The organism is Dyadobacter linearis (assembly GCF_907165045.1).
GTDB lineage: Bacteria > Bacteroidota > Bacteroidia > Cytophagales > Spirosomataceae > Dyadobacter > Dyadobacter linearis.
Window position 1 is genome coordinate 669,222 of the sequence record NZ_CAJRAU010000002.1, and the last position, 11,828, is coordinate 681,049.

Consider the following 11,828-nt stretch of genomic DNA (forward strand, 5'->3'; position numbering starts at 1 on the left):
AAAATATGACTTACCTGAAACTAAGATCCAAGTTGTTCGGCGGAATGGCCGTTTTGTTGTTAACCCTAATTTTTTCACAAAAAAGCATGGCCCAAAGTAAAGAAGAAGCGGAAGTTGCAAAAGCGGTCGAGGCGCTGAAAGCATTGCTGGTAGAACCAAACCAAAAGGGTCTGGAAGAAATTTCTTCAAAGGATCTGAGCTACGGACATTCGAATGGTCTGGTGGAAGATCAGAAGACTTTTGTGGAATCGCTGATCAGCAAAAAGTATGATTTCGTCACCATGGACCTGACTGAACAAACGATCACAATTACCGGCAATGCAGCGATTGTGCGGCATATTCTTACTGCTAAAACGAACGACGCGGGAAAAGGTCCGGGAACGGCCAACATTAAAGTTTTGCAGGTCTGGCAAAAACAATCGAATGGAAAATGGTTGATGATCGCGCGCCAGGCTGTGAAGATTTTGTCTTAGCGCCCGAGTTTGATCCCAAAAGAAGCGAACCCAAGTTTCCCGGTTTTCCCAGGTGAAAAGCCGGGATTTTTTGTGTCTGTTCCGTTCAGCGGGCTCGTTTTCAACTCCACATAATTCGGGTAATAGAGCACGAAAAGTCCGATCCATTTATAGCCGATCTCGGCGACATAGCTCAGTCCGAGCGTGTGTCTTTCACTATAAACACCATACCCGCCGCCTGTGATGATCGGCCCCTTATCGTCCACCACTGTGGTTCCGGAAGGGTTATTGATAATTACGGCATTCGAATACAACGATGGGCTGGCGTTTTGGAAATTTCTGTTGTAGTTGATTCTGGCTCCTGCATTGAGGTAAAAGGTCGACTGGCCCTTTTTATTCTTCATCGCAAAACGAGGCGCCACCTGTATGTAGGTCTGTAAAGCATTAAAATCCGACTTCAATGGCGTGATCTGATTTTCTTTCATTACTTGCTTCGCCCGGTCGGTTACCTGTTTCAAATCTTTAAACAGCACGGGCTCCACCAGGTTCCAATGCAGGTACCGCTGGATATTCAGTCCGATTCCTGCTCCATAACGCAGTGAAACAATGTGCCGGGGCCGGTCGATGAACTTCATATCGTGCACGACGGACAGGCTGCTCGTCAGTAAATTTTGCATCACAATGTCGCATGTCAGCGTGCCGGTAGGGTGGTTCATCACAGCCGGAGAAGCCTGGAAAAATGTATATCGGTTGATATTATACCCGGCCCCGACGTGCAAATTCAGGAAGGTATTTGCGAGATATTGCTGGGACTTTGAAAGTTTTGCAGGTTCGCTGATGAAATCTGTGTTGGTTAGTGTAACGTGTTGTCTTTGAGCTTCTTCTGTGCCGGCCTGAGTGCCATTTAACTCTTTCAGGATTTTATTTAAATCCAGCATTTCCAGCTTTTTAAGATCTTCCGGAGACTGTCCGTAAAATATCACTTTGCTGTTTTTACCTGCATTCAAAATGATGGTGTCGGGTGGCGTGGGGTTAGGGTGGGAGGATAGGAGTGTTCCGAGGGTCAAAAGGATTGTGTTCATGGCTAATAGATTGGTTATTAAGTAATTCAATGCTTCATTTCCAGATTTTTTTGCGGCGGGGATGGTTTAACAACTGTCGGATATTCGACGAAACTTTGCTGTACAAAAGACCAGAATGTTGGCTTACCCACATTTCTGTCAAATTGCAGGCGCATTTTCCTTGCTTTCCTGTCTTTTTTTACCTGATCGAATATGCGCTGCAAAGCGGAAAGCTGGACGGTGTTTTCTTCCGGTAGGTCAATATCTGCGATGAGCACTTTCTCAGCTCGCGGCTTCGCGGTAACTGAATCGGCAACTGTATTCGCGATGTTAATGCTGCTTTCAATTGGTTGTGTAACAGTGGGAATATCAGCAACCTGAGGCGCGGCCACCTCCGTATTTTCATTGACGGATATTTGATTTTCAGGTTTGAAGTCCTCTTGATCGGGCTGGTTTTTTATTGGCTTTGTAACTATCTCAAAACCCGGATTTATTTTTCCAACCAGCTTATTATCAGTCTGTAACTTATCGGCGTGTAATTTTGGGGAAATAGCTGGGGTTATACTTTTGTTTGCCAGTACTTGCTGTTTTTCCGGTTTTAATACCGAAATAGTAATTACAATCAACAACAGAACTGACGCAGCTGCATAAGGCCACCAAAGCCACACGGTTTTGGGTTTTTGCTTCTCTTTTACACTAGCCCAGATTTTCTCCGGGTTAAAGTCTTCGCTTCCGGCATTATTGGTCTGCGAAGCTTCCCTTATTTTATCAAACAATCTTTCGTTTTGCATAAGCCGGATCCAATTCGATAACTTTTCTTTGTAGCATATTCTTCGCTTTGCTGAGCTGCGATTTCGAGGTACCTGCGCTGATTCCAAGCATTTGAGCGATCTCAGCGTGTGGGTACCCTTCTATTTCGTATAAATTAAACACAGTCCGGTAGCCTGCGGGTAAGCTTTCTATGAGTTTGAAAATCTCTTCTGCCGTTAAGTGTTCAATAGTGTCGGTGTCGATTGCATAGTTTTCCTGATCTTGTTCGGTCAGCAATTCCATTCGCTTTTCTTTCCTGAGAATATGCAGGCATTCATTTACGACAATTTTTTTAATCCATAATTCAAATGGCGGCACCGCTTCGAACTGGCAGTTTCCCAGCTTTTTGAAAATGATATAGAAAGATTCGGAAACTGCGTCTTCTGTTTTGGGCACATCGGCGAGATATCTTTTCGCCAGCCGGAACAGGATCCTTCCGTAGCAATCAAAGATCTGCCGCTGCGCATACGCATCTTGTTGCTGGGCTGCGTAAATGATTGCGAGGGTGATCAAAGGCGGTCGGGATGAATCACGATAATAAGGAACTCACCCGGCAAACGGTTGCCTGTAAGCAGGATTATTTTTGAAAAAGATCGGGAGTAGCTGCGGCAGGGAAAATGCATATTGGTGAGGGCATAAAAAATGGCGGCCATTTCTGACCGCCGGCAACCCACAACAAAGAGTGGCACAGCATTAATCTGCGATTACATGATTGTAGTCCTGGACTAATCTGAGGTTTATTAAAAACCTGCATTTGTGTTCAGTTATCATATTATTCTGCGGAAAACAGCAATTTTCATTGCTAGCAATCAACTCTCGCCGATTTGCATCACTAGAAGCGTTCCTGTAATATGATAACAGAGGTTGCGTAGCTAAGCTAATGCAAATCCACGCAAAGGCAAAATTTCGGGAGTGAAAACATCATAAAACCGGACATGGAATATGTCGGGCAGGTGTCGTTGTCAGGGCTGTCATTTAGTAGTCTTTCAGGCACAAATTGAATTCATCTGGGCTATTTACGTCAATTCTACGCTTCTGGCACAGGTTTTGCCGATTAGAAACCGCGTATGGAAAATTTAACAAATTCAGGTAGCTCCGGACGATTAATCATAGTTGCTTATCGATTACCCTTCAAATTAGTCCGGGAAAATGATCAGGTCCGTCTGTTCCAAAATTCAGGAGGACTGGTATCGGCAGTTTTGTCTCTTGTAAAGGACACCCGGATGCCAAAATTCAATACCAGTGAGAAGATCCAGTGGGTAGGCTTTTCGGAGAACACGAGAGAAGAACTGGAAGGGCAATCGCTTGCAAATGAAGAGTTTCAGGCACACCCTGTCTTTATTCCCGAGGAGGTAAATGAGAATTATTACGAAGGTTTTTGCAATAACTTGATCTGGCCGCTTTGCCATTATTTTCCTTCCCTTGCCCGATTTAATGATGAATATTTCGAAGCTTATCAGACTGCCAACAGGCTCTTTTTTGAAAAACTAGATGAAATACTGGAACCGGACGACACGATCTGGGTGCAGGATTATCAGTTAATGCTGCTGCCGGGCATGATCCGCGAGAAGTATCCTTCGAACAAAATCGGGTTCTTTTTTCACATTCCGTTTCCGTCCTATGAGCTTTTCAGAATGCTGCCGGTAAGGTGGCGGAAAGCGCTGGTCGATGGGATACTTGGTGCCGATGTGGTTGGATTTCATACCAATGATTATGTTGAATATTTCCTGAAAGCTGCGCGGCTCGTTTCTGAATATGGAAACAAGCTGCACTACATTAATATGAGTAACCGGATAGTCAAAGTCGATTCGTTTCCGATCAGTATTGATTTTGAGAAGTTCAATGCGGCATTTGACGAACCGGAAGTGATGCAGGCGCGAAACGATGCGCGGCAGTCGCTTAAAGAAAAAGTGATCTTTTCGGTTGACAGGCTTGATTACTCAAAAGGTATTATCCACCGGTTGAAAGGTTATCAGCGATTCTTGGAAAGATATCCTGAGTGGCATGAAAAGGTATCTTTTGTGATGGTAGTAGTGCCTTCGCGTGACACGATTGAGCAATACCAGCAGATGAAATCAGATATTGACCAGACCGTGGGCAAGATCAATGCAGACTTTGGCAATATATACTGGCAGCCGATCATTTATCAATATCGCTCAATGCCTTACCACGAGTTGGTGGGCATGTATACAGCCAGCGACGTGGCGCTTATTACACCCGTGCGCGACGGGATGAACCTCGTGTGTAAAGAATATGTAGCCAGTCGCAAGGATCGGAAAGGGGTGCTGATACTCAGTGAAATGGCGGGAGCGGCGGCGGAGTTGGGAGAGGCGATCATTATTAATCCGCTTGACAGCCAGGATATTGCCGATGCGATCAAGCAGGCATTTGAAATGCCCGTCGAAGAGCAAACCAAACGAATGGATGCGATGCGCGAGCGTATTAAGGATTACGACGTTTTCGCGTGGACCAATGACTTTTTTACCCAAATGACAATGCTAGAACAAGAACACGATAGATTGCGCCAGGTATTTCTGAACACCAGTGGTATCGACGCGATCAGACAAGCTTACGAAGCTTCAACTGACAGGATTCTGTTTTTCGATTACGATGGTACGCTTGCGCCGATCGTGGCGGACCCGGCGAAGGCTATTATTTCCGAAGATGTAAAGAAACTGATCGGTGAAATTGCGAAGCGGGATACCGTCGTGATTGTGAGTGGCCGTGATAAACAATTTCTGGGCGATCTGTTCAATGATTTGCCGGTACATATTATCGCAGAGCACGGCGCACTCGTGAAAACGAAAGGTTCGGAAGAGTGGATGCTCAATGCCGATTATGAGGAGGGATGGAAAGAGAGTATCCGCCCGATTATGGATATGTACGCGAAAAGGTGCCCCGGCGCTTTTGTTGAGGAGAAAGAAACTTCGCTGGCGTGGCATTACCGTACTGCCGATGAAAAGGAATATGCGACCAGGCGAGCGCAGGAGCTTTTGTGGCAACTCAAAAATTACATTCAGCCGGAGCTTAATTTGCAGGTGATTGACGGAAATAAGGTGGTGGAAGTCAAAAAAACCGCATTCAATAAAGGTACAGCGACGCGGATGTTTGTGGATAATGGCAGTTACGACTTTGTACTCGCGATTGGAGATGATACCACCGATGAGGATATGTTCGAAGCATTGCCGGACACTTCATTTACGATCAAGATTGGTGACGATCTGTCTGCCGCGCGCAATCATATCAGAAGTCAGGATGAAGTCTTTCATTTCCTGACGTTTATGGTTTCTTCGGTTTCGGAGTAGCTCTCAGTTAGTGTAAGGAGGCGGATCGCAATCTGCCAAAATCGACCGTTAAAAAATCGGATAACTTTATTTATGATTTTAAGGGGCATATTGCCAGGAACATTTGTAAACCTGCGTGAGAAAGCTCTATTATCTGCTTGTCGCCATGGCGACTGTTGTTACACAAGCGTGTACTTCAAATTATAATCATGTTATTGTGTCCGGTAGAGTAAGAAACGGGCTTACTGGATTACCGTTACAGAATGCCGATGTGTTGATATTTTGTAGGCAAGAAAGCGGAATCGACGATATGTCGCTGGTTGAGCAAAGTGTTAGAACTGACTCGGCCGGATACTTCGTAGCTGAATTTAACAAGGGAGTTAAGTTTGAAATAGCGATTAAAAAGAAGGGATTTGTACCAGTGAAGTTGTCGCGTTGGCTAGATTCCAATACTATTAAACTAAATATCAGTCTATTAGAAATTGCCTTCAATTCTTCAACGATTGCTTCATTTGATATAAATGAGTGCAGGAACATTCAAATCTATAACAGATACCTTACCAAACATAAATCGACATCACCAATACCAGCGGTGAATTTATTCGGCCTTGATATAGCAACTTTATGTGTCAAAGATGATACTTCCAAATGCGACATCTGGCTTGAAGCTAATTCCAATTTTGAACACCCGTTGCGAATTATAAGTAAATATGGAGTGCATCCCATTTACCGAAGCGAGGTGAAGTCATCCTTGCTATATGAACGTTGTGTAGCACCGACTAGTGGCTACAAATATAACTTGACATTGGAACCTGAGATAGTAGGTTTTTTTGTAAAATGTTCAAAAGGAAATTCTTACGCAAAAGTGCTGCTTGAATTTGAAGAAACAACTGGTGAGTGGGATGAAAATGAAACTAAAATAGCAGAGAAAGGCATTTCGTTAAATTATTTATTTCAGCCCAATGGTACAACCAACCTGCATTATACTAATGATAGTCTCGATCTTGACTTTTTTTTACGAAGGCAATACTAATTAGCCAATTAACAATCGGTGATGTCTCTCAATTTTCTACCGCTCGAAATAAATACATATAAAACAAGCGAAAAGAAATCTTCACATCACCGATCTGAAAGTATCAGGCAGCGCTGGCTGACGAGAAGTCACCAGCCTCGTTCAGGTTTTCCAACTTGATAAAGTGACAAACATAACCCGCCGACCGTAAAGTGGCCTGGATCAGGGTAAAATCCGATAATTCCGAGGTAAGGGTCAACATAAAGTCCTGGAAATCGTAAGCCCAATGTTTCACATTAAGCTGTTTAAGGCAATCGTGCAGTCTTTGGAAAGACTTGTTATTTTGTATTCGTGTTCTGAATGATATCTTGTACTTACGGGCCATTTTTTTGATGAAGGATATTATTTGATAAAACCGGCATTCGCCGCTGCTCCGAACTGTGAGTAAATATCGTACTTATTTATAATTAATCCAAATAAGTATGATTACAAGGACGCTTTAATAAAAAAGCTTCGCAACCGGAATTCTTTTCCAAAGTTGCGAAGCTTTTTTGATAATACTTTTATTATAATATTAAGAAAGTATTAGATTTTATAAATTCAGTCTAATCGAAACTTAACACTGTCAGTTCCAGGCGGAACGCAGGAATTCTACCCAATTTTTCCACATAATTTTCTCAATATCAGCTTCCGAATAGCCACGTGCAGCGAGCAGGGAAGTGATCGACTGTAAATCGGCGATTGAATCCAGATCACCCGGCGACTGCTCTTTTCCGTAGGCACCGTCGAGATCCGAACCGATACCTACATGATTTGCATTACCGGCGATCTGGCAGATGTGATCAATATGCTGAACGATATGCTCGATTTTCAGTCCCGTACTTTCGGGCGTCGATTTTCCCCGTACCCAGCCAGGAATCATCATCCAGGCATCAAACGCCATTCCGATCACCGCATTTCTTTCCAGAAGCGTTTTGATCATCTCGTCTGAAAACTGCCTGTTGTGCGGGGTGATCGCACGAACGAGATTGTGGCTAGCCCACACAGGCCCTTTGTAAATATCCATCGCTTCCCAAAATGCAGTGTCGCACAAATGCGTCGCATCGAGGATCATGTTCAGGTTATCCATTTCGCGCAGCAGGTCTTTTCCTTTTTGTGCCAAAGGAGCATCAGAATCTGTACCATACGCATATACGCCGGGTCCGTAATGCGCCGGACCGATCGCCCGCAGCCCGTATCCGTACGCAATTTCCAGGTTTTTCAAACTGATCAAAGAATCGGCACCTTCCAGGCTCAGTATGTAGCCGATCGGCAGATTTTCTGTCGACGCAGCATTTTCCCAAAGCGCGAGGTGTTTGGAAAGCTGTTCGAAAGTAGTAATCTGGAACATTTCACCAGCTTCTTCCATCGCCTTATACCAGGCAATCTGCGCCTGGCTTTGCGCCCAGGCCTGCGCCTGCGAATGCCAGCCGGGAATTTTACTGTCGGGCTTCACGTACCGGGCAATTTGCGTAGCCACGCAAACACCGATATTGCCTTTCCGCATTTCCGGAAAACTCACAACACCTTTGGCGCGGTCGGGTTTGTCGGTCAAATTTTTCTCTCTGTCCCTTATTGTGTAAAGGTCCTGGGTCAGGTCACGGTTCCACTCCACGGCGTTCATGGAAAGGTCAAGGTGTGCGTCAAATAAAAACATCTTTGTAATAATCTGGGTTAAATACTCAGTCTTCTGTTACGGGCTACTATTTTCCATTCCGCCTTCACAGCGCCGTCTTCAATTATGGTAGCAAAATCATGCAATGCAACGCTCGGGCAAATATGGTAAGGCAATGCATACAGCACGTCGCCAATATTGACCGTATCCCAAACTTCCGCAGATACCTGCAAAACGCCGTGCTCCTCACTTTGTCCGACGACGGTATAACCGCTGAGATTTAGCAGTCGAAAGCGATTTTCTATTGGATTTTCGGCGGCGATTGCTTTGTGTCCGAGGTCGATCGTAACAGTTCCGGTTGTGGGTTTAGATACTACGCGGGTCAATATCAACGCCGCATGTTCAAAAGGTTGCCCATCGAAACGGTCGCCGTAACCATAGTCCCAAAGAACGTTTGTGCCCGGACTAAGGAAAACATTGTCGCGCAATGCATGCACAGTAAAGGAAGGCGAGCCGCCTGTAATAATCATCGGGTCGCGACCAATATCGTTTTTAACAAGGTCTATCAGTGGAAGAACGGAATTAAATGCTTCGTCCGCCGCTGCTTTACGCTCGGAAAACTCGGGATTACGGATGTGACCATCGTATATATGAAGTCCGCCAAACTCTACATGCGAAAGCGTCGTGAGATACCTGTACAGTGACAGCAACGTGACATCGGTAGGGTGCCCCGAGCGGTTCATACCATTATTTACATCCAGAAAAACGGAAACTTTCAAATCCTGGTCCAATGCAGCCGCATTCAGTTGATCAGCCGACTTTTCGTTGTCTACCAGCGAAGAAAACGTAACGTAAGGAAACGCATTCTTCAATTTAAAGAGCCGGTCAATATTTGGCCCAACCATTTGGTAGGAGATCAGAATCCATTTCGCGCCAACATTTGCCAGCATTTCCGCTTCCGCAATCGTAGCGCATTTGAACTTACTGATTCCCTGTTCGAGTTGGATAGCAACAATTTCGGCGCATTTGTGCGTCTTAATATGCGGTACCAACCTGTCGGCGCCACCTGCGATACTAATCATACTCCGCACATTATGCCGGATCCTGTCTTCATAAAATAGGAGCGAAGGCGAAATGACTTCGTCGGGCTTGTTAAGTTGATACCACATATTAATGATTGAATGATCGAATGATCGAATGACTGAATGACTGAATGACTGAATGTTTAATATTCAATCATTCAGTCATTCAATCATTCAAAATTAAACTACTTCTCTTCCAGCTCAAACATCGCCTCGATCTCCACAGGGATATTATCCGGCAAGCTGCCCATTCCAACCGCGCTTCTTACTCCGATTCCGTTTTCCTCGCCCCAAACCTTCGCAAAAAGCTCGCTGGCTCCGTTGATGATAAATGGATGTTTTTCAAAATCCGGCGTGCAGTTAACCATACCTAGCACTTTAACTACTCTTTTCACGCGGTTAAGGCTGCCCAGATTGGCTTTCAATGTCGACAAAATCGCCAGTCCTACCTGACGAGAGGCCAGCTTTCCTTGCTCTGCATCCATGTCTTTGCCAATGCGACCAATGATCAGGGATCCGTCGTCCTGCACAGTTCCATGACCGGAGACGTAAACCCAGCGTTTATCAACGATCAATAATGGTTTGTAAACGCCGACCGGTTTCGGGGCGGGAGGTAGGTTCAGGCCAAGGGCCGCGAAATTTGCTTCTGGTGTATTTTCCATCATGGTTGTATTTATCCGTTCGTTGAAACGAACGGGTATTGATTTTGAATTTTAATAGATAAGGCAATCAATTTCCGTTCTTTTCAAAGAACGGTTATGGGTTTATTGCAACACGCCACCGCCATCAATTTCCGTTCTTTTCAAAGAACGGTTATAGGTCTATCGCAACGCGCCGCCGCAATCAATTTCCGTTCTCTTCAAAGAACGGTTATAGGTTTATTGCAACGCGCCACCGCCATCAATTTCCGTTCTTTTCAAAGAACGGTTACGGGTCTATCGCAACGCGCCGCCGCAATCAATTACCGTCCGTTTCAACGGGCGGCCTGCGGCTTACAGGAACAAATTTAGCACCAAAACCCCCAGCAATCCCATTACGGACACGATTGTTTCCATTACGGACCAGGTGAGAAGCGTGTCTTTAATGCTGAGGTTGAAGTATTCTTTGAAGAGCCAGAAGCCACCGTCGTTGAGGTGAGAGAACATCAAACTTCCTGATCCAATGGCCAGTACGATCAGTTCAGGTTCCACATTCGCATTCACCAGAAGGGGTGAAAGGATGCCAACTGTGGTTAATCCCGCAACAGTTGCCGAACCCACACAAACCCGGATTACAGCCGCAATCGACCAGCTTAATATCAGTGGAGAAATATCGATTCCTGCCAGACTTTCGGCAATGTAGGTACTTACGCCGCTGGCAGTCATGATTTCTTTGAACACACCCGCACCTGCAATGATTAGCAGAATTACCGACACACCCTTGAAGGCTTCCTCCATCGATTTGCTGATCTTTTTCATATTCATGCCGCGCGCAATGCCGAGCGTATAGGCAGCAAAAAGTACGGAAACGAGCATTCCGAAGTAGGGCTCAGCGAGCAGACCGATGATCTTGTTGTCGGGATAATAGCGCTTGATTGCGGACATGGCCGTCAGCAAAAAGACGGGAAGCAGGGCAGTAATAACGCTGATCCCGAGTCCCGGTAGCTCGGCGGCCGGTCTTGGTTTTACATTAAAAAGATCTTCGTCGGGCTTGGGCTGAAACCTTTTTAAAGTACTCCCAAAAATGGGCCCCGCTACTGCGATGGCGGGAATGGAAACGAGGATACCATATAATAACGTCTGTCCCAGATCCGCATTGAGCTGACTGGCTATCGCCGCAGGCGACGGGTGAGGGGGAAGGTAACCGTGCGCAACCGATAATGCGGAAAGCATCGGGATACCAACATAAAGTAGCGGAAGCCGGGCAGTAGCGCTGATCATGAAGATCAATGGAATCACGATCACGAAACCTGCATTATAGAACAGCGGGATACCGATCACAAAACCGGCCAGCGCCATTCCCCATTGAATGTATTTTTGACCAAAGAGACCAATCAGTGCGTCGGTTATCCTTTGCGCCGCGCCGCTGTCGGCTACCATTTTACCCAGCATTGCCCCAAAACCGACGATCAGCACCAGGTCGCCGAGTGTGCCACCGACACCTTTTTGAATCGCCGTACTTACAGTCGCTACACTCAGCCCGCTCGCCAGTCCCAGTCCGATGGAGACGAGCAGAAAGGAAATGAAGGTGTCGATTTTTAGCCAGGCGATCAGGAGGATCAATGCCAGGATCGCAAAGAATGTAAGTAATAAGGGCATAATTGAAATGGTAGGAAAGTAAGCTTGATGTAATAAGTTGGAAGAAAGAGATTTTTAATGATAGATGCCAATTTAGTTTTAATTGAAGCGGTTTTTGGCCTAAATGGCGGCAGATCATCGATATAGGGCGGGCCGCTCCAAATAGCATAAAAGATAGTTGCTAGAATGCTTTAAAA

General features: G+C 45.5%; 12 protein-coding genes. 4 read left to right on the forward strand and 8 right to left on the reverse strand.

From position 1 onward, the window contains the following. The first annotated feature begins 86 nt into the window (after positions 1–86). Positions 87–473 carry a nuclear transport factor 2 family protein gene (locus KOD92_RS08860; protein ID WP_229254602.1) on the forward strand — a complete coding sequence of 129 codons (387 nt, stop codon included), beginning with the start codon at positions 87–89 and terminating at the stop codon, positions 471–473. On the opposite strand, the gene KOD92_RS08865 is transcribed toward KOD92_RS08860, so the two are convergent. The 3 genes from KOD92_RS08865 to KOD92_RS08875 are packed head-to-tail and all read right to left on the reverse strand — an operon-like array spanning position 470 to position 2,836. After that, a complete protein-coding gene (locus KOD92_RS08865) occupies positions 470–1,534 on the reverse strand; it encodes a hypothetical protein (protein WP_215233181.1) in 1,065 nt (354 codons plus the stop codon). The two genes, KOD92_RS08860 and KOD92_RS08865, sit on opposite strands and share 4 nt — an antisense overlap. Positions 1,535–1,560: 26 nt before the next feature. Continuing rightward, a complete protein-coding gene (locus KOD92_RS08870; protein ID WP_215233182.1) occupies positions 1,561–2,304 on the reverse strand; it encodes a hypothetical protein in 744 nt (247 codons plus the stop codon). Next, on the reverse strand, positions 2,282–2,836 hold the full coding sequence (locus tag KOD92_RS08875; RefSeq protein ID WP_215233183.1) for an RNA polymerase sigma factor: 555 nt from the start codon (positions 2,834–2,836) through the stop codon (positions 2,282–2,284). Before KOD92_RS08875 ends, KOD92_RS08870 begins: the two co-directional genes overlap by 23 nt. Before the next feature lie 554 nt (positions 2,837–3,390). Between KOD92_RS08875 and KOD92_RS08880 the strand changes: the two genes are divergently transcribed. Together KOD92_RS08880 and KOD92_RS08885 are read left to right on the forward strand one after the other, a co-directional pair. Next, positions 3,391–5,628: a bifunctional alpha,alpha-trehalose-phosphate synthase (UDP-forming)/trehalose-phosphatase gene (locus KOD92_RS08880; RefSeq protein ID WP_215233184.1), complete on the forward strand. Its 2,238-nt coding sequence runs from the start codon at positions 3,391–3,393 to the stop codon at positions 5,626–5,628. 115 nt (positions 5,629–5,743) lie between these two features. Continuing rightward, on the forward strand, positions 5,744–6,640 hold the full coding sequence (locus KOD92_RS08885) for a carboxypeptidase-like regulatory domain-containing protein (RefSeq protein WP_215233185.1): 897 nt from the start codon (positions 5,744–5,746) through the stop codon (positions 6,638–6,640). Between the two features lie 103 nt (positions 6,641–6,743). On the opposite strand, the gene KOD92_RS08890 is transcribed toward KOD92_RS08885, so the two are convergent. From KOD92_RS08890 to KOD92_RS08905, 4 genes are all read right to left on the reverse strand, one after another. Next, positions 6,744–6,914, reverse strand: a complete 171-nt coding sequence (locus tag KOD92_RS08890) for a hypothetical protein (RefSeq protein WP_229254603.1) — start codon at positions 6,912–6,914, stop codon at positions 6,744–6,746. A gap of 330 nt (positions 6,915–7,244) precedes the next feature. Further along, the gene (locus tag KOD92_RS08895) at positions 7,245–8,315 is read right to left on the reverse strand and encodes a dipeptidase (protein WP_215233187.1); all 1,071 of its coding nucleotides are present in this window, start codon (positions 8,313–8,315) and stop codon (positions 7,245–7,247) included. Between the two features lie 17 nt (positions 8,316–8,332). Next, entirely contained in the window at positions 8,333–9,442 is a 1,110-nt protein-coding gene (locus KOD92_RS08900) for a D-TA family PLP-dependent enzyme (RefSeq protein ID WP_215233188.1), read from the reverse strand. Between the two features lie 98 nt (positions 9,443–9,540). Further along, entirely contained in the window at positions 9,541–10,017 is a 477-nt protein-coding gene (locus KOD92_RS08905; protein ID WP_233791711.1) for a RidA family protein, read from the reverse strand. Between the two features lie 96 nt (positions 10,018–10,113). On the opposite strand from KOD92_RS08905, the gene KOD92_RS08910 reads away from it, so the two are divergent. Continuing rightward, positions 10,114–10,365: a hypothetical protein gene (locus tag KOD92_RS08910; RefSeq protein ID WP_215233190.1), complete on the forward strand. Its 252-nt coding sequence runs from the start codon at positions 10,114–10,116 to the stop codon at positions 10,363–10,365. Here the strand turns inward: KOD92_RS08910 and KOD92_RS08915 are convergent. Continuing rightward, positions 10,348–11,652 (reverse strand): gluconate:H+ symporter, encoded by a 1,305-nt coding sequence (locus tag KOD92_RS08915; protein ID WP_215233191.1) that lies wholly within the window; start codon positions 11,650–11,652, stop codon positions 10,348–10,350. The genes KOD92_RS08910 and KOD92_RS08915 overlap by 18 nt on opposite strands. Positions 11,653–11,828 lie beyond the last annotated feature (176 nt).